The sequence below is a fragment of the Lysobacter silvisoli genome, assembly GCF_003382365.1.
In the GTDB taxonomy this organism is placed as follows: Bacteria; Pseudomonadota; Gammaproteobacteria; order Xanthomonadales; family Xanthomonadaceae; genus Lysobacter; species Lysobacter silvisoli.
Genome location: NZ_QTSU01000003.1, coordinates 498,535 through 515,408 on the forward strand (window position 1 = coordinate 498,535; position 16,874 = coordinate 515,408).

At 69.8% G+C, this 16,874-nt stretch carries 16 protein-coding genes; 9 read left to right on the top strand and 7 right to left on the bottom strand.

Features of this window, described 5'->3' with window-relative positions:
- The first annotated feature begins 43 nt into the window (after positions 1–43).
- On the top strand, positions 44–997 hold the full coding sequence (locus tag DX914_RS17245; RefSeq protein ID WP_158549383.1) for a hypothetical protein: 954 nt from the start codon (positions 44–46) through the stop codon (positions 995–997).
- 23 nt (positions 998–1,020) lie between these two features.
- Here DX914_RS17245 and DX914_RS17250 read toward each other — a convergent pair whose 3' ends face one another.
- Complete coding sequence (locus DX914_RS17250) at positions 1,021–1,932, bottom strand: hypothetical protein (RefSeq protein ID WP_115861027.1); 912 nt, start codon at positions 1,930–1,932, stop codon at positions 1,021–1,023.
- A 140-nt stretch (positions 1,933–2,072) separates the two neighbouring features.
- On the opposite strand from DX914_RS17250, the gene DX914_RS17255 reads away from it, so the two are divergent.
- Together DX914_RS17255 and DX914_RS17265 are read left to right on the top strand one after the other, a co-directional pair.
- Positions 2,073–3,350 carry an acetyl-CoA C-acetyltransferase gene (locus tag DX914_RS17255; protein ID WP_115861029.1) on the top strand — a complete coding sequence of 426 codons (1,278 nt, stop codon included), beginning with the start codon at positions 2,073–2,075 and terminating at the stop codon, positions 3,348–3,350.
- A 657-nt stretch (positions 3,351–4,007) separates the two neighbouring features.
- Positions 4,008–4,571 carry a hypothetical protein gene (locus DX914_RS17265; protein ID WP_115861031.1) on the top strand — a complete coding sequence of 188 codons (564 nt, stop codon included), beginning with the start codon at positions 4,008–4,010 and terminating at the stop codon, positions 4,569–4,571.
- Positions 4,572–4,666: 95 nt separating this feature from the next.
- Here the strand turns inward: DX914_RS17265 and DX914_RS17270 are convergent, their stop codons facing one another.
- From DX914_RS17270 to DX914_RS17280, 3 genes are read right to left on the bottom strand one after another with little or no spacing between them, the layout of a single operon-like run.
- Positions 4,667–5,917, bottom strand: coding sequence for a heme biosynthesis HemY N-terminal domain-containing protein (locus tag DX914_RS17270; RefSeq protein WP_115861033.1), 1,251 nt, complete (start codon positions 5,915–5,917; stop codon positions 4,667–4,669).
- An 11-nt stretch (positions 5,918–5,928) separates the two neighbouring features.
- On the bottom strand, positions 5,929–6,948 hold the full coding sequence (locus tag DX914_RS17275; RefSeq protein ID WP_115861035.1) for a uroporphyrinogen-III C-methyltransferase: 1,020 nt from the start codon (positions 6,946–6,948) through the stop codon (positions 5,929–5,931).
- 53 nt (positions 6,949–7,001) lie between these two features.
- Positions 7,002–7,778: a uroporphyrinogen-III synthase gene (locus DX914_RS17280; protein ID WP_115861037.1), complete on the bottom strand. Its 777-nt coding sequence runs from the start codon at positions 7,776–7,778 to the stop codon at positions 7,002–7,004.
- A 61-nt stretch (positions 7,779–7,839) separates the two neighbouring features.
- Here DX914_RS17280 and DX914_RS17285 point away from each other — a divergent pair, with 61 nt between their 5' ends.
- From DX914_RS17285 to DX914_RS17310, 6 genes are all read left to right on the top strand, one after another.
- Positions 7,840–8,298 carry a YiiD C-terminal domain-containing protein gene (locus DX914_RS17285; RefSeq protein ID WP_115861039.1) on the top strand — a complete coding sequence of 153 codons (459 nt, stop codon included), beginning with the start codon at positions 7,840–7,842 and terminating at the stop codon, positions 8,296–8,298.
- A 71-nt stretch (positions 8,299–8,369) separates the two neighbouring features.
- Complete coding sequence (locus tag DX914_RS17290; RefSeq protein WP_231118312.1) at positions 8,370–8,801, top strand: hypothetical protein; 432 nt, start codon at positions 8,370–8,372, stop codon at positions 8,799–8,801.
- Positions 8,802–8,884: 83 nt separating this feature from the next.
- Positions 8,885–9,322, top strand: a complete 438-nt coding sequence (locus DX914_RS17295) for a rhodanese-like domain-containing protein (protein ID WP_115861041.1) — start codon at positions 8,885–8,887, stop codon at positions 9,320–9,322.
- 151 nt (positions 9,323–9,473) lie between these two features.
- On the top strand, positions 9,474–9,983 hold the full coding sequence (secB, locus tag DX914_RS17300; RefSeq protein ID WP_115861043.1) for a protein-export chaperone SecB: 510 nt from the start codon (positions 9,474–9,476) through the stop codon (positions 9,981–9,983).
- Between the two features lie 21 nt (positions 9,984–10,004).
- Positions 10,005–11,057 carry an NAD(P)H-dependent glycerol-3-phosphate dehydrogenase gene (locus tag DX914_RS17305; protein WP_115861045.1) on the top strand — a complete coding sequence of 351 codons (1,053 nt, stop codon included), beginning with the start codon at positions 10,005–10,007 and terminating at the stop codon, positions 11,055–11,057.
- 68 nt (positions 11,058–11,125) lie between these two features.
- Positions 11,126–12,652: a hypothetical protein gene (locus DX914_RS17310; RefSeq protein WP_115861047.1), complete on the top strand. Its 1,527-nt coding sequence runs from the start codon at positions 11,126–11,128 to the stop codon at positions 12,650–12,652.
- 687 nt (positions 12,653–13,339) lie between these two features.
- Here DX914_RS17310 and DX914_RS17315 read toward each other — a convergent pair.
- From DX914_RS17315 to rtcR, 3 genes are all read right to left on the bottom strand, one after another.
- Positions 13,340–13,942 (bottom strand): outer membrane beta-barrel protein, encoded by a 603-nt coding sequence (locus DX914_RS17315; RefSeq protein ID WP_115861049.1) that lies wholly within the window; start codon positions 13,940–13,942, stop codon positions 13,340–13,342.
- A 252-nt stretch (positions 13,943–14,194) separates the two neighbouring features.
- Positions 14,195–14,749 (bottom strand): OmpO family porin, encoded by a 555-nt coding sequence (locus tag DX914_RS17320; protein WP_115861051.1) that lies wholly within the window; start codon positions 14,747–14,749, stop codon positions 14,195–14,197.
- 283 nt (positions 14,750–15,032) lie between these two features.
- Positions 15,033–16,634: an RNA repair transcriptional activator RtcR gene (gene rtcR, locus DX914_RS17325; RefSeq protein WP_115861053.1), complete on the bottom strand. Its 1,602-nt coding sequence runs from the start codon at positions 16,632–16,634 to the stop codon at positions 15,033–15,035.
- Between the last annotated feature and the right edge of the window lie 240 nt (positions 16,635–16,874).

The window sequence follows — 16,874 nt, forward strand, 5'->3', positions numbered from 1 at the left end:
GGCACCCGCGATTTCGGCCGTGCCTGCGCAATCTCCATCTGTAATGTCGGCCAAGACCGAGCACCAGGTGCGCGATGACATTTCTGCGCAGGCGACGAAGCTCTTGTGGAACGATGGCTCGTTCGTCGAGGTCGACCGCGCTTATAGGGGTTACCTTTCGCGCGGCGACCGTACTCCTAGCGGTCTTTGGGTTCACGGCGTGTTCGCCAACGCCGTGATCGGCAGCCTGACCCAGCTCTATCGGCCCGCGACGGATAAGGATTGGGAGCGGGTGGAGGCGAAGACGCTGGCCTGGACCCGTTCGGCGCCGAAGTCCTCGCTCGCCCGGATCGTGCATGCCGAGTCGATCCGGCAGCGCGCCTGGCGCATACGCGGCAGTGGTTACTCCAATACGGTGCCAGCCACGGCTTGGAAGCCGTTCTACGCGCATATCCTTCGTGCTCGCGCCTACCTAACATCGCAACAGGCATTGCTGGCCGACGATCCGAATTACTATGCGACCCAAATTGGGCTGATCCGGGAATCGCCGGGCGGCGCCGATCCGACTCCGATGTACGAGGCGGGCATCAAACGTTTCCCCGCCTACTACCCCATCTACTTCTCGATGCTGGATCATCTGCTGCCGAAGTGGCACGGCGACGCCGAGAGCATCGAGGTCTTTGCCCAGGCGGCAGCAAAGCGCAGCCGCGCCACCGAGGGGCGGGGTTTGTATGCCCGCATCTACTGGTACGCGTCGCAGATCAACTACGGAGACGATCTGTTCGCCGAATCGAAAGCTCGATGGGGCGCGATGAAGGCGGGCTTCGACGATGTAGTGGAGCGTTATCCCGACCAATGGAACTTGCAGAGCTACGCAAAGTTCGCCTGCGACGCAGGCGATCGCGCGACGCTCGCGAAGCTGTTGAAGCGGATTGGGACGAACTATGAAGACAGAGCCTGGGGCAGTCGGGCGAAGTATGAGTCTTGCCGGCGTATGGTTTCCGTTTCCAAACGCTAGTTGCCGCTGGGGCCGCTAAGGGCTCAAAGCTGATCGCGCACCTGGGTGCCGTCGTCGCAATGCACGAACGTCACCGGCACGCCATGCGCGCCCAGCACCGCAGCGATCTGGCGCAGGCGCGCCTCGAAATGCTGGTAGCGCCGATTGAGCTTGTCGCGGCAGTCGTCGCTGTCGCAGGGCGCTTCGGGTGCGTAGCGCGCATGCCAGGCCGCGGGCGAGAACAGCGCCACGCGCGCTTCGCCTTCGGCGTAGCGCACCAGCGGTTCCGGCGGCGCGTCCAGCCATTGCTCGGCCTCGGGTTGCAGCAGCGCGGTCTCCAGCAACGGCCATAGCGGCGCCAGGCCGGCGTGCTCGTACTGCAGCGCCATCATCGCGGCCAGGTCGTGCACGGTCAGGTAGCGCGCGTGTTCCACCTGCAGGCCGAAGGCTTCCTGCGCGGCCAGCGCGGTCTCGGCGCCGGCCATGCCGCGCTCCAGCAGGGTGGTTTCGAAGATCTCGCCCACGCGCGCGGCCACTTCGGGTTCGCCGCCGAGCACGAAGGGCAGCAGCCGCAGCGGCCCGCCGGCGTAGTCCGGCGAGGGCGGCAGGGTGCCGGGCAGCCGCTCCTGGTGGGCGCCGAAGGCGATGATCCGACCGCCGCCTTCGTGGCGGCCGGGGGCGCGCGCGGCCAGCTGGTCCAGCTCGTGGTGCAGCGGCCAGCCCGGCCGCAGCACCTCCACCGGGTCGTACAGGGCGCCCACCGTGGTCAGCTCCAGGCGGGCGGCCTCCGCGGCGAAGCCGGCCAGGTCGCGGGCGATCAGCTCGGCCAGGCGGCCGGCGCCGGCCTGGTCCAGAGCGTTGCGCGCCACCGGGGCGTCGCCGCGCAGTTCCAGGGCGAGCGCGCCGAGCACGTGCAGCGGGGCGGGGGGCGCGGAGCGGGGGCTGGGGTCGGTCATTCGGGGGCTGGGCTGGCTTGGATACGCTGGCGTATTGGTTGCGCGCGGAGGCGGCGCTACACTGGGTCCCATTATGCCCGCGGCCGCGTTCAGCGCCGGTCGTCGTCGCCCCTTCCGCTCCCGTCCGCCCGAGGTATCCGATGCGTCCTGCCCGTCCCGTCGCCGTGCTCGGTGGCGTCCGCATTCCGTTCTGCCGCCAGAACACCGCCTACGCGGACGTCGGCAACCTCGGCATGTCGGTACGGACCCTGGGCGCCCTGGTCGAGAAGTTCGGCCTGCACGGCCAGCAGCTGGGCGAGGTCGCGATGGGCGCGGTGATCAAGCACAGCAGCGACTGGAACCTGGGTCGCGAAGCCGCGCTGTCCTCGGGCCTGTCGCCGCTGACGCCGGGCATCACCCTGCAGCGCGCCTGCGGCACCTCGCTGGATTCGATCATCACCGTGGCCAACAAGATCGCCGCGGGCCAGATCGAGGCCGGCATCGGCGGCGGTTCCGACACCACCTCCGACGTGCCCATCGTCTACGGCCGCCGCCTGCGCCGCCGCCTGCTCGAGGCCGCGCGCGCCAAGACCACGCGCGACAAGCTGGCGGCGTTCAAGGGCTTCCACCTGCGCGAGCTCAAGCCCGAGTTTCCGGGCGTGGCCGAGCCGCGCACCGGCAAGTCCATGGGCGACCACTGCGAGGACATGGCCAAGGAGTGGAACATCTCGCGCGACTCGCAGGACGAATGGGCGCTGTCCTCGCACCAGAAGCTGGCCGCGGCCTACGAGCGCGGCTTCTTCGACGATCTGGTGGTGAGCTTCCGCGGCGTCTCGCGCGACAACATCCTGCGCGCCGACAGCACCCTGGAGAAGCTGGCCACGCTGAAGCCGGCGTTCGACAAGACCTCCGGTCGCGGCACCCTGACCGCGGCCAATTCCACTCCGCTCACCGACGGCGCCGCGGCCTGCCTGCTGGCGTCGGAGGAATGGGCGCAGGCGCACAACCACGAAGTGCTGTGCTATCTGCGCGACGCGCAGGTGTCGGCGGTCGACTTCGTCCACGGCGAGGGCCTGCTGATGGCGCCCACCGTGGCGGTGCCGGAGATGCTCAAGCGCAACGGCCTGACCCTGCAGGATTTCGATATCTACGAGATCCACGAGGCCTTCGCCGCGCAGGTGCTGTGCACGCTGCGCGCCTGGGAGAGCGAGGACTACTGCAAGAACCGCCTGGGCCTGAGCGCGCCGCTGGGCCGTATCGATCCGGCCAAGATCAACCCGCTGGGTTCGTCGCTGGCCGCCGGCCACCCGTTCGCCGCCACCGGCGCGCGCATCGTCGCCACCGCGGCCAAGCAGCTCAAGGAACGCGGCGGCGGCCGCTGCCTGATCTCGATCTGCACCGCGGGCGGCATGGGCGTGGTGGCGATCCTGGAACGCTGACGCCCGCTTCTGCCCCAGGGTAGGAGCTGCGCAAGCTGCGACCGCGAATCCTCAGTTACGACCAAGCTCTCGGTCGGCGTGGAGTCTGTTCTGACGCCTTGGGGTAGGAGCGGCGTGAGCCGCGATCTGCTCCGAACTCGCGAAGGTGTTTGGGTGTGTTTGTGGAAGGAACAGCAACAGCTTCCGTCCGCAAGCGGCCGGGTCACTTTCTTTTGATAAGCGTCAAAAGAAAGTAACCAAAGAAAAACGCTACGCCAGAGCTCCCGTGCGAGCGCGATGCGCGCGCCGGGATTTTTCGATGGCACATCCTGTGCCAGCGAAAAACGGCGCACCTCCTGTGCGCCGCCCTCCGCGTCTGCTGTTGGAGCTGCGAGTTCGTTGCCCGATCAAGAGCATTCGCGCTTGCGCTCACCCCCTCACCCTAGCCCTCTCCCGCAAGCGGGAGAGGGGACAGATCCGACGCAATTTGCTGCTTTAGCCCCTCTCCCGTTTACGGGAGAGGGGTTGGGGTGAGGGCGCGCGCAGTCGCGAATTCGCGCCGCAGCGTTCGAACTCTCGCCGCACTATCCCCAACCCCACACAGTCCTTATGCTGCCCATCAGTGCAGGGGATCTCGACGCGCGGCCGCCACGGGCCCACGTTCGCGCAGGGGAAGCGATGGACACCTTCAATCCGTATCGGGCGCCGAGCGCGCCTCTGTATGTGGCGCCCGTGCGCCCGCGGCCGTCGGGCGCGTGCTGGCGCGAAGGTGCGGTGCTGCGCGTGCGCGGCGAAGGCGAGTTGCCGGCGCGCTGCGTCAAATGCAACGCGCCGGTGCCCACGCCGATGCAGCGCCGCAGCTACTACTGGCACCACCCGGCGCTGTACCTGCTGTTGCTGGTGAATTTCCTGATCTATCTGGTCGTGGCCCTGATCGTGCGCAAGCAGCTGCGCGTGGCCGCGGGCCTGTGCGACGCGCACCGCCGGCGGCGCAGGCATTGGCTGGCGCTGGCCTGGCTGGGTACGTTCGCCGGCATCGGCACCGTGATCGCGGGTACCGGCAACGAGCACGGTGCGACGATCCTGTTCGGCTTCGTGCTGCTGTTGTCGACCCTGGTCGCCGGTCTGATAGGCGCGCGCATCCTCTCGGCCAGCCGCATCGATGCCGACGGCGCGCGCTTCAAGGGCTGCGGCGAAGCGTTCCTGGCCGGCCTGCCCGGCGCCGAGGCGAAAACCGGCTAGCTAGCGCGCCCGTGTCCAGGGCGTGGTGAACCGCAGGAGACCGCAGCAGCGTCCCGCCAGGGCGCGGTGGTGCGGTCGTCATCGCACCCTGGGGCTCAGCCGCGCAAACGCGGCATGCCGTGTTCGTCGCGTTCCTCGACGACCGCTTCGTCGAAGATCTTCTGCCGCAGGTCGCGGCCGGGCAGTTCGGTCGTGGCCTCGCCGCGCGCGGCATGCAGGGCGTTGGCATAGCTCAGGCGCGCGCGCGCATCGTCGCCGGCTTCGGCGAAGCCGTGGCCCAGTTCCTCCCAGGCCTCGCTGTTGGCGCCCTGTGCGAGCGCGCGGTGCAGATACGCCTCGGCCTGCGGCCATTGGCCCTGCGCACGCGCGATGCGCGCCAGCGCGACCAGCAGCGCGGGGCTGCCCGGGTGCGCCTGCAGCCAGCGTTCGGCGTTGCCGCGGCGCACGTCCAGGCGGCCGATCGGCAGGCGGCCGTAGAGCGCGGCCAGGCCCTCGTCCCAGCGCGTGTCCACGGCCTGTTCCAGGCTGCGCGCGGCGGCTTCTTCCCAGCGCAGCGCGGCGGCGCGCTCGGCGTAGGCGGCCACCGCGGCCGGTTCGCTCTTGAGCGGCTTGGGCAGCGCTTCCCAGCGGTCGGCCAGCACGTTGGCGTCGCCGGCTTCGCGCAGCGCGGCTTCGGCCCACTGCGCTTCGAGCAGGTTCAGTTGCGCGGCCGGGTAGGCCTGCTGCTGGCGCAGCGCGCCGAGCAGGCCATAGGCCTCGCCGGCACGGCCCAGCGCGGCCAGCGCGCGTGCGCGCAGGATCAGCCCGCGCGGCGGCAGCGGCTGCGCGGCCGGCGCGTCCAGCGCGCTCAAGGCATCGGCGGCGCGTTGCTGTTCCAGCGCCAGTTCGGCGGCGGCCAGCGCGCGCGCGGTCGGGTGCTGCGCGCTCAGCGCATCCAGGTACTGCGCGGATGCGGCCTCGTCGCCGCGCGCGGCGGCGGCGCGCGCGGCACCGACCTGGGCGATGGCGGCGACCTCGTCGCTGCGCGCGGCCAGCGCCAGCGCTTTCTCGGCGCGGTTCCAATGGCCCTGATGCAGCGCGTCCAGACCGTCGATCAAGCGCGCGCGCGCCTGCTTCTTGCGGTGCCGGCGCACCGCCGCGAACGGCAGCGACAGCACCTTCCAGGCCAGCCACAGCGCCACCAGCACGCCCAGCACCAGCAGCACCGCCTTGGGCACGTTGGTGGTGTAGTCGTTGCCGCCGTAGCGCACCAGCACATAGCCCGGGTCCTGCACCAGCAGCTGCGCGACCAGCGCGCCGGCCAGGGCCAGGACGATCCAGAACAGCAGGTTGCGGAACAGATTCATGCCCGGCCCTCCTAGTGCGCGGTGCGTAACTGGCGCAGTTGCTGCAGTGTGCTGCCCAGGGTCGGAACCGACAGTGAAAGCGGTAGGGCGGTCAGCGATTTCAGCGTGGCGCGCTGGCGTTCGCGCGCGGCCGAGTCCGGCATCAGCCGCTGCAGCCAGCCGTCGGCGCGGGTCAGCGCGGCGCGGTAACCGGCGTCGTCGCGGCGCTCGGCGGCGGCGCGCGCCAGCGAGATTTCCAGCTGCAGGCCGGCCAGCGCCACCGCGCGGTCGGCAGGGCGCAGCGCCACGGCGCCATCGCTGGGTTGGATGTCGAGGATGTTGCCGAACGCGCGCTCCCACCACGGCGCGCGCAGCGCCGGCGCCTGCGCATCGGCCACCGGCGCCAGGTTCAAGGTGCGCGAGTACGCATCCAGCTGCGCCATCGCGCGAACGCGCGGGTCGATGCCCAGCGCGTCCAGCGCGGCGCGTTCCTGCATCAGGGTCTGGCGCAGGCTGAGGTAGGCCGGATCGTCGATGCCGTCGAGCACGCCGCCGGCCAGCGCATAGGCGCTGCGCGCGCCGGCCAGGTCGCCGGCGATCTGCAGGCGCTGCTGGCCCAGGGTCAGCAGCAGCTCGGTTTCGTCCAGGCGCATGGCCTGGGCGCCGTGGCGGTCCGGATCGGCCAGCTTGGACACGCTGTCTTCGATCAGGCTGGCACGGGTGGAGATGCCGTGCAGCTCGTCGCGCAGCACGCGGTTGGTGCTGTCGGCCTGCTGCAGGCGGCGGTTCTGCGAACGCTGGTCGTTGCGCAACGCGTTGATGCGCTCGTCCAGCGCGTCCAGGCGCAGGTCGGCGTCGGCCACCGCGGCGCGTTCGCGCGCCTCGCGCACCTGCATCTGCCGCCAGGAATGCCAGCCGATGTAGGCCAAGACGGCCAGCACCGGCAGCCACAGCAGCCAGGCATAGGAACGGCGGCGGACGGGCGCGGACGCGGCGGGGGCGGTGCGCGGGGATTGCGGGGTCGGGGCGGGCGAATCGGGGGAGGCGCTCATGAACCGTCATGCTACCGGAACGCCCGCGCCGGCACGGCATTTTCAGGTCGCCGTCAGCGCACGTCCGGCGACCGTTCGGGCAACGCGGCCAGCAATTGCGGCGGCCGCGGGCCGGCGGCCACACGCACGCGCTCGAAGCCCAGCTCGCGCGCCAGCGCGGCCAGGCGTTCGCTCGCGGCCAGCACCCAGGCGCCGCGCAGCGTGCGTGCGTCGGAGTCGGACAGGGATTGCAGGACGTGCTGCAGGGCTTCGCCGCTGGACAGGGCCAGCGCCGCCGGCGCATCCAGATCGCGCAATCGTGCCAGCGCGCGCGGCGAGGGCGCGATCGGTTCGCGCCGGTACAAGTCGGCGCGCAGCACCTGCGCGCCGCGCGCCTGCAGCGCCGGCGCCAGCACGCCGCGGCCGCCCGGGGCGGTGACCAGGCCGATGCGGCCGCGGTCGCGGCCGTCGGCGGCCAGCAGCGCGAGCAGGCCTTCGCTGTCCATGCGCTCGGGCGCGCGCACCGTGCGCACGCCGGCGCGGCACAGGGCCGCGGCGGTGCCGGCGCCGACCGCGTACCAGGCGCGCGCGTCGCCGTCGCGCAGGGGCCGCAAGGCGCGCGCCGCGCGCGCGGCTTCGGGGCTGGTGAAGATCGTGCAGTCCGCGCCCAGCGCGGCGTCCAGGGCGGCATGCACCGCCGCACCGTCCAGGCGTTGCAAACGCCAGGGCGACAGCGCCAGCAGGCGCGCGCCGTGTGCGGCCGCGGCGCGGCGCAACCCGGCATGGCCGCCGCTGGGACGCAGCGAGATCACGTACCATCGCGGCGGCTGTGGCGGTGTGTGCGGACGCATCCGGGCAGCTTGGCACAGCCGCGCGCGACGCGGCATCCCGTCCGTGCAGACTGCCCCCGCCATGAGCCTAGACACCGCCCTGCAACGCCTGCTGCACCACTACCGATCGATGCCGCCGGTGGCGACGATGGACCTGAGCATCGGCGGCTACGACGGCCAGCGCCTGCGCCTGCACGCGCCGCTGTCGCGCCACGTCAACGACAAGGGCTGCGCCTTCGGCGGCAGCCTGGCCTCGATGATGACCCTGGCCTCCTGGGGCCTGATCTCGCTGCGCCTGGAGCTGGCCGGCATCGACGCCGACGTGTACGTGGCCGACAGCCAGATCCGCTACCTGGCGCCGCTGTACGCCGACATCGACGTGGACGCCGAACTGGCCGCCGACGCCGACTGGGACGCGTTCCTGGCGACCCTGCGCGAGCGCGGCCGCGCCCGCACCGGCCTGGTCGCGCGGGTGCGCCTGCCCGAGGGCGGGGTGGCCACCTACTTCACCGCCCGCTACGTCGCCATCGTGCGGGGTTGAGGCATCCGTTCAACCTGCGCGCCGCGAACCGGCTAGCATGTCGGCCGACGCGGTCCCGACGGAGACACCCGATGCGCCAGCTCCTGATGCGCTTGCCCAAGTTCCTGCTGGTGCTGTGCCTGCTGGCGCTGGCCGGCGGCGCCTGGGCCAGCAAGAAGTCCAACAACCTGGAGCGCAACCAGTACACCTGGTCCGGCGCGATCCGCTGGGGCGAGTTCGAGCAGGCGCAGAACCTGATCGACGCCGGCTACCGCAAGGAGCACCCGGTCAGCGCGCTGGAGTTGGAGCGCTACAAGCAGGTCCAGGTCACCAGCTACCGCGACGTGGGCTCCAGCATGGACGCCAAGGCCGGCATCGCGGTGCGCGACATCGAGATCGGCGTGATCAACCGCCACACCCAGGCCGAACGCACCGTGCGCTACCGCGAGCAGTGGCGCTGGGACCCCGAGTCCAAGAACTGGTGGCTGCACTCGGGCCTGCCGGACTTCTGGGACGGCATGTAGGCGGGGCCGACGGGGGCCTTTTTGCGCCGCCCGCCGCGCTGGGCGACAATCGCGCCCCCATCCGCCGCCCCGCACGTGATCCCGTGAGCTTAGAAGAACTGCTGGCCTTCGCCGGCCGCCACATGTTCCTGTCGATGGGACTGGTCGGCCTGACCGTGGCGCTGGCCTACACCGAGGTCTCGCGCCTGTTCCGCGGCTACAAGGCCCTGCGCCCGGCCGAACTGACCGGCCTGATCAACCGCGAGAACGCCCTGGTGGTCGACCTGTCGGCGATCAACGATTTCGAAAAGGGCCATATCGCCGGCAGCCGCTCGGTCGCGCCCAGCCAGTTCGATCCGGAAAACAAGCTGCTGGCCAACGCCAAGGCCTTGCCGGTGGTGATGGTCTGCCGCACCGGCCAGGCCTCGGGCGACGCCGCCAAGCGCCTGAAGAAGGCCGGCTTCCAGCAGGTGTACTGGCTGGACGGCGGCATTCAGGCCTGGCAGCAGGCCGACCTGCCGCTGGTCAAGGGCCGCGCCTGATTCGCATCCGGGGGGCTTGCGCCGGGCCCGGCGCGTCCCCACGCCTTAACCCGGGGACGGTCACAGGTGCATGCCATAATCGGCCCTTTCCGGCCTTAACGGCCACGTATTCCACCGCAACGACCACTACTTACACCGCTGGAGTCATCCGATGTCCGAAGAAAACGTCAACGGCGCCGTCGCGCCCGCCGAAGCCGCCGGTCCGGCGTTCACGGTCGAAAAGATCTACGTGAAGGACGTTTCCTTCGAGGTTCCCGGCGCGCCGGCGGTGTTCAACGAAACCGCCCAGCCGCAGCTGCAGATGAACCTCAACCAGAGCGTGCAGCGCCTCAACGACGCCGCGTTCGAAGTGGTCCTGGGCATCACCCTGACCTGCAACGCCGGCGACAAGCCGCTGTACCTGGTGGAAGTGAAGCAGGCCGGCGTGTTCGGCCTGAGCGGCTTCGACGAGGCCACCCTGGACGGCATGCTGGGCACCCATTGCCCGAACGTGCTCTACCCCTACGCGCGTCAGCTGGTCAGCGACCTGATCCAGTCCGGCGGCTTCCCGCCGTTCTTCCTGCAGCCGATCAACTTCGACGCCCTGTACGCCGAAGGCCTGCGTCAGCGCGCCGCGCAGCAGGGCGGCCTGGCCGACGCGGAGACCGCGGGCAACGCCTGAGGCGCGCCCGCGATCGCAGCCATGGGCGCCGACGCGACCGCCAACTCGCCCGCCGCCGCGCCGCCTGCGGTGGCGGTGCTGGGCTCCGGTTCCTGGGGCACCGCGCTCGCCGCCCTGATCGCCCGTAACGGGCACCGCACGGTGCTCTGGGGCCGCGACGCCGACGGCGTCGCGGCCATCGACGGCCGCCACGAGAACCCGCGCTACCTGCCGGGCATTCCGCTGCCGGAATCGCTGCACGCCACCACCGACCTGGCCGCCGCCCTGCGCGGCGCCGACCTGGTGCTGGTGGTGGTGCCCTCGCACGCCTTCGCCGAAACCTTGCGCGCGCTCGCGCCGCACCGTCCCGCGCATGCGGGCGTGGCCTGGGCGACCAAGGGCTTCGAGCCGGGCAGCGGCCGTTTCCTGCACGAAGTCGCCGCCGAAGTGCTGGGCGAGAGCGTGCCGTTGGCCGTGGTCACCGGCCCGTCCTTCGCCAAGGAAGTCGCGCAGGGCCTGCCCACCGCGCTGACCGTGCACTCCGACGACGCCGACTTCGCCCAGAGCGTGGCCGGCGCCCTGCACGGCCCGACCTTCCGCGCCTACACCGGCGACGACATGCTCGGCGCCGAACTCGGCGGCGCGATGAAGAACGTGCTCGCGGTGGCCACCGGCGTGGCCGACGGCATGCAGCTGGGCCTCAACGCCCGCGCCGGCCTGATCACCCGCGGCCTCAACGAAATGCTGCGCCTGAACCACGCCATCGGCGGCCAGCCCGAAACCCTGATGGGCCTGGCCGGCCTGGGCGACCTGGTGCTGACCTGCACTGGCGACCTGTCGCGCAACCGCCGCCTGGGCCTGGCCCTGGGCCGCGGCCAGTCGATCGAGGACGCGGTGCGCGAGATCGGCCAGGTGGTCGAGTCGGTGCAGACCGCCGACGAGGTCATGCGCCAGGCCCAGCGCCACGGCATCGAGCTGCCGATTTCCAGCGCGGTGCAAGCCGTGCTGCACGGTTCGATCACCCCGGCCGATGGCCTGCGCCAGTTGCTGGCGCGCGAGCAGAAGCCCGAGTACCCGCACGAACTGTTCGGCTGAGGTGCCGCCTTGGCGTCGCCGTGAAGCGCGGCGACACTAGGCGTCCCTCACAGCGAAACGGACTTCCGATGCGCGCGCCCCTGGCCGCATGGCCGCTGCTGCTTTGCCTGCTGGCCGCGCCCGCGGCCGCCGCGGTGCCGCCCTGCGGCGAATACGCGCCCGACGACGACTACGCGCCGCTGCTGAGCTTCGCCGGCAACCGCGTCAGCGCGCACGACCGCGCCGGCAACCTCGACCCCGCCGCCTGGCGCTACCGCATCGATGGCGACCGCCTGAGCATGCGCCGTGCCGACAGCGACCTGCTCGACACCTACCGCATCCATGCCGATGGCCGCCTGGTGCTGGAGCCGGACGAATTCCGCAAGGAGCCGTTGACCTATACCCGCCGCGACGAGGCGGTCTGCGTGCCCACGCTGGGCGCGGGCGTCGCGCTGGCGCCGCCGGGCACGCCGGAGCAGGGCCGCCGCGCCGCCGCCTGTGCCGGTGGTGATGTGCAGTCCTGCGTGGCGCAGATGATGATCGATCCCGAGGGATCGCCGCAGCAGCGCAGCCAGCGCCTGCAGACGTATTGCCGCCAGGAACGCAGCCCCTACGCCTGCGAAGCCTGGGCGGAATCGCTCAAGCCCGACGACCCCACCGCGCCGCTGTACCTGTTCCGCACCGTCGCCCTGCCCGCGCCGGTGCTGGCCGCGCTGCGCGTAGGCTGCCGCGAAGCCGACGCGCCCAAGGCCTGCACCCAGTCGGCCGAACAGGACTGGATCGCCGGCCGCTTCGCCAGCGCGCGCGAGACCCTGCGTTACGCCTGCGAGCGCCGCCTCGGCGGCGATGCCTGCAAACCGCTGGCCGACCTCAACGACCTCGCGCTCCGTGACGACGCGCCCGCACGCACGCCGCAGCAACCCTGCGGCACCTATGCCAGCGCCCAGGAAAGCCTGTTCGACGTGTTCCGCTTCGGCGACGCGCACGCGGCGGCCGTAGGCAACGACGGCGAGCTGAGCCTGCTGTACCGCCTGCGCGACGACCAGGTGCTGGTGCGCCACGACAAGGGCGACGATTTCATCCTGCGCTGGTTCGACGGCGACACCCTGCTGGGCATGGACGACTGGACCCGCTACACCGTCTACCGCCGCGGCGTGCCGGCGCAGTGCGCGGCGGTGAAGCTGCCGATCCCGGGGGCGCGCGCCATCGAAACCCCGTACCGCGTGGACACCTGCGCGCTCAGCGATCCCGGCGGCGCCGAGGCCTGCTGCCGCCGCGGCTCCCTGTCCGCCTGCATCGGCGCCGGCCACAGCGCGGCGCTGTCCGGCGACTGGAAGCGCGCGGCCGGCTACTACGACCGCGTCTGCGCCCAGCACGTGCGCGAGGGCTGCGGCAACGTGGTCGCGGCCTACCACAACAGCGGCGACGAACGCCTGCTCGCCGGCATCCGCCAGGTCTGCAAGGACGAACCGCGCTCGGTGGCTTGCGAGGAACTGGAACTGGCCAGCGCCGCGGCGGTCACGCGCAAGCAACTGGAGCGCGAGGTGGCGGACTCGCTGCAGCAGCTGTTGCAGGGTGTGCCGGCGGAGGACAAGGCGCCGAAGGACGAGGAGTGATCGATCGGCCGGCCTGGCTTGCGGCGCGAACTTGTGGCTGCGCGTGCCCTCACCCCAACCCCTCTCCCGCAGGCGGGAGAGGGGCTAAAAGCAGCAAGCGGCGTCGGATTTGTTCCCTCTCCCGCTTGCGGGAGAGGGCTAGGGTGAGGGGATGAGCGAAGCGAATGCTCTTGCTCCTCGCTCGGGCACCGAACTCGCCGTCCAATGGAAGACCCGGAGGGCGGCGCACAGGAGGTGCGCCGTTTTTCGCTGGCACAGGGATGTGCCATCGAAAAATCCCCGCGCACGCAATGCTCTCGCACGGGGGCTCTGGCCAAGCGTTTTTCTTTGGTTACTTTCTTTTGACGCTTATCAAAAGAAAGTAACCCGGCCGCTTGCGGACGGAAGCTGTTGCTGTTGCTTCAACCAGCCCACCACACACCTTCGCGAGTTCGGAGCGGATCGCGGCTCACGCCGCTCCTACCCCAAGGCGCCCGAGCAGACCCCACGCCGACCGAGGGCTTGGTCGTAACTGCGGATTCGCGGTCGCAGCTTGCGCAGCTCCTACCGGGGTAGGCGCGGCATTCGCCGTAGCTGCGGGTTCGCGATCGCGGCTCACGCCGCTCCTACCCCAAAGCACGGCTGACGGCGCAAAAGAAAAAAGCCCGGCGAACCGGGCTTTTTTCTGCTGCTGCGGCTTCCGAAGGATCAGAAGCTGGCGCGAGCGCCGAGCATGAACTGGGTGGTGTCCTCGATGAACTCCACTTCGCCCACGATGCCCCAGGTCTGGTTGAACTTGTACTGGCCGCCCAGCGTGCCCACGAAATCGCCTTCGAAGTCGCCGCCGTCGATGTAGCCGGCCTTGACCCAGCCTTCCAGGTTGTCGGTCATCTCGCCGCGGATGCCGAGATTGAGCTTGCCGCCCTTGGCTTCGCCGTTGACGCCTTCGATGTCGATTTCCTGACGCAGGTACGACAGCTCGGCGATGAAGTCGGCGCGGTCGCTGATGTCGGCGTGGTAGCCGAAGCCGATCTCGGCGGTTTCGAAGTCGGTGTCGAACTTGTTCACGAAACCGGAGACGCGCACGTCGTCCTGGGTCTTGCTGTAGCTGCCGAACACGGTGAAGTTTTCGCCCAGCTCAGCCGAACCGCGGATGTAGCCGCCGTCCAGTTCCGGATCGAAACCGGACACGCCGGTGTCGACGTTGATGCGGGTGTAGCCGCCTTCGACGTAGGAGTAGCTCAGGCCCTCGGCCGAGGCGACGAACGGGGCGGTGGCCAGCAGCGCTGCCAGCACGAGTTGCTTCTTCATGGAATCTCTCTCGATCCTGATTTTGTGGTTTGCGTCCTTGCCGCATTGCGGCGGCGCGCACGGTAACGAAAATTTCACACCGCCACAACTGTCTTCCGACACGCATTGTGTGCCCTGTTCAGGCGCGATCCGCTCTAGGAGGAGTTAAACCGGTTCGGCGCAAAAAAAGAGCCCGGCCGGGGCCGGGCTCGATCGCGACGTTCGGGGGAGAGAGAGATCGCGATGGGTGCTGCGTTGTGCGGTCTGGGCCGCTTAGAAGCTGACGCGCGGACCGACGAAGAACTGGGTGTCGCCGTCGATGAACTTGACGTCGCCGTTGATGCCCCAGGTCTGGTTGAACTTCACCTGGGCACCGAGGCGGCCGTAGAACTCGCCGTCGGCCTTCTCGTAGTCCTCGTAACCGGCCAGCGCGTAACCCTCGAAGTTCGGGGTCAGCGCGCCGCGGACGCCGGCTTCGACGCTGTAGCCGTTGAAGTCCAGGCCCTGGCCGGCATCGAACTTCTCGTAGGCCACGCGGGTGAGCAGGTCCACGCGCGAGTTCAGCTCGTGGTTGTAGCCCAGGCCGACGCGCCACTGGTCGAAGTCGATGTTGGTGTTGTCGATCTCCTGCTTGCTGTAGCCGCCGAAGATGTGGAAGTTGTCGGCGATGGCGCCCGAGCCGTTGATGGCCCAGCCGTCGGCGTCGCCCGAATCGGTGTTGGTCTTGGCGTAACCGCCTTCGACGTAGTTATAGGACACGCCCTCGGCCGCGGAAGCGGCGAACGGCAGGGCGGCCAGCAGGGTCAGGGCAAGCAAAGTGCGCTTCATAAGGTCTCAGCCTCTTATTGATCTTGTCCGGAGCGCGTCGCCTCGGGGTGGGGCGGCCGGCGATCCGGTGTGGCGCAGTATCCAAGCGCCGATTCAATCGAAGCTGAATTTTGTACCGGAAAGTATAGGAACTCTGCGTTCCGGGCGTGGTCGCGCCAAAAGTCATGCGCGTTAAATGCTTGTAAACAAAGGGTTTGCGCGAAATCGCCGAAGGCAACGGCGGATGAATGCGTGCCGGTAACGTTTTCCGAAGTCGCCGTCGTTGCTGGCTAACGCGCTGCGCTCACTCGCTGCCGCCGCCGCCGCGCACTTGCTCCCAATCCAGACCGAACCGGGCCAGGTATTTGCGCAGGCGGTCGGCGTCGTTGGTGCTGGCGCGCTGGCTGCGCGTGTACGCGAACAGCTCGCGCCCGGCCTGCGACAGCGAGCGGGCACGCGCGCAGACCCGCACCACCTCTTCCAACTGCACCCGATCGAAGCGGTCCAGCTCGCCGCTGCGTTCGCCCAGCAAGGCGTCCAGCGGCGAGGCCGCCTGCGCCCCGTGCCAGGTCGCGCGCAGGCGCTCGATTTCCTCCTGCACCAGATCCAGTTGGATGCGGCCACCGACGGCCAGCGTGGCCAGGCGCATCACCGAGGCGCCCAGGTCGCGGAAATTGCCGCTCCAGGCCGCCTCGCCGCTGGTGGCGAAGCGCAGGTAGCGTTCGCGCGCCTCACGGTTGAAGGTCACGCGCTGGTGCTGCTCGCGCGACCAGCGCTCCAGCTCGAAATCCAGATTGGGCTCGATGTCCTCGACCCGGTCGGCCAGGCCCGGCAGGCGATAGGTCCACAGGTTCAGGCGCGCAAGCAGGTCGTCGCGGAACCGGCCCTGCGCCACGGCCTGCTGCAGGTCGCGATTGGTGCCGGCGATCAGCTGGAAGTCGCTTTCCACCTCCTTGTCGCCGCCCACGGGCAGGAAGCGCTTTTCCTCCAGGGCGCGCAGCAGCATGGCCTGCTCGTCCTGGCCCAGTTCGCCGATTTCGTCCAGGAACAGCAGCCCGCGATGGGCCGAGCGCAACAGGCCGGCGCGATCGCCGGCGGCGCCGGTGTAAGCGCCTTTGACGTGGCCGAACAAGGTGCTCATGGCGCCGTCGCCGCGCAGGGTGGCGCAGTTCACTTCCACGAACTGGCCCGGCAGCTGGTGCTTGAGCTTCTTCAGCTCGAACACGCGCTTGGCCAGCTGGCTCTTGCCGGCGCCGGTGGGGCCCATCAGCAGCATCGGCGCCTTGGAGCGGGTGGCGACGGTTTCGATCTGCTCGATCATGCGGTTGAACGCGGCGTTGCGGGTGGCGATGCCGCTCTTGAGCAGGTCGCGGTCGTGCAGCCGCTGCTGCTGGAAGCGCTGCGCGATCAGGTCGTAGCGCGACAGGTCCAGGTCGATGACCGCATAGCTGCCCGGATCGCCGCCGCCCTGTTTGCGCGGCGGCGAGGTCTGCAGCAGGCGCCCCGGAAAGTGCCGGCTTTCGGCGAGCAGGAACCAGCAGATCTGGCTGACATGGGTGCCGGTGGTGATGTGGACGTAGTAGTCCTCTTCCTCGGTGCGGAAGTCGTAGCCGCTGAGGAAGTCGTGCAGGGTCGCGTACACGCCCTCGAAGTCCCAGGGGTCGGCCAGGTAGGTGTCGTGCACGCGCAGCTCGGTCTCGGGCGAGGCCTGGGCCAGGTCCGCGCTCACGACCGAGGCCAGCTTGGCGTAGCGGCGCGCGTCGACCAGCAGTTCCAGGCGGCCGAGCAGGAAATCCTCGTGCATGCCCAGCGACACGGTCGGCCGCCACTTTTCCCAGCGCCCCGGACCCACGCCGGCATCGAGCTGGGTGCCCAGCATGCCGATGACGACCTGGCGCTTGCTCATATCGGTTCCTATAAATTCTTATTCAATGATATACGAAATGCGGATAGGTTCTGGGGCGCGGCGAACGGGCCGTAGGGTTATTTTCCTTTAGTAACAATAAGATGGCTGCATCGGCCGAACTTGGCACGGAGGTTGCTCTAAGCAACTCGGGGCAAACACAAAGCGCCCCGCCGGCAACGGGCCCTCAGGGCCGGGCCGGCGCAACGCCCGGCTGGCAATGGGGCCAGCCGGGCCGACGGC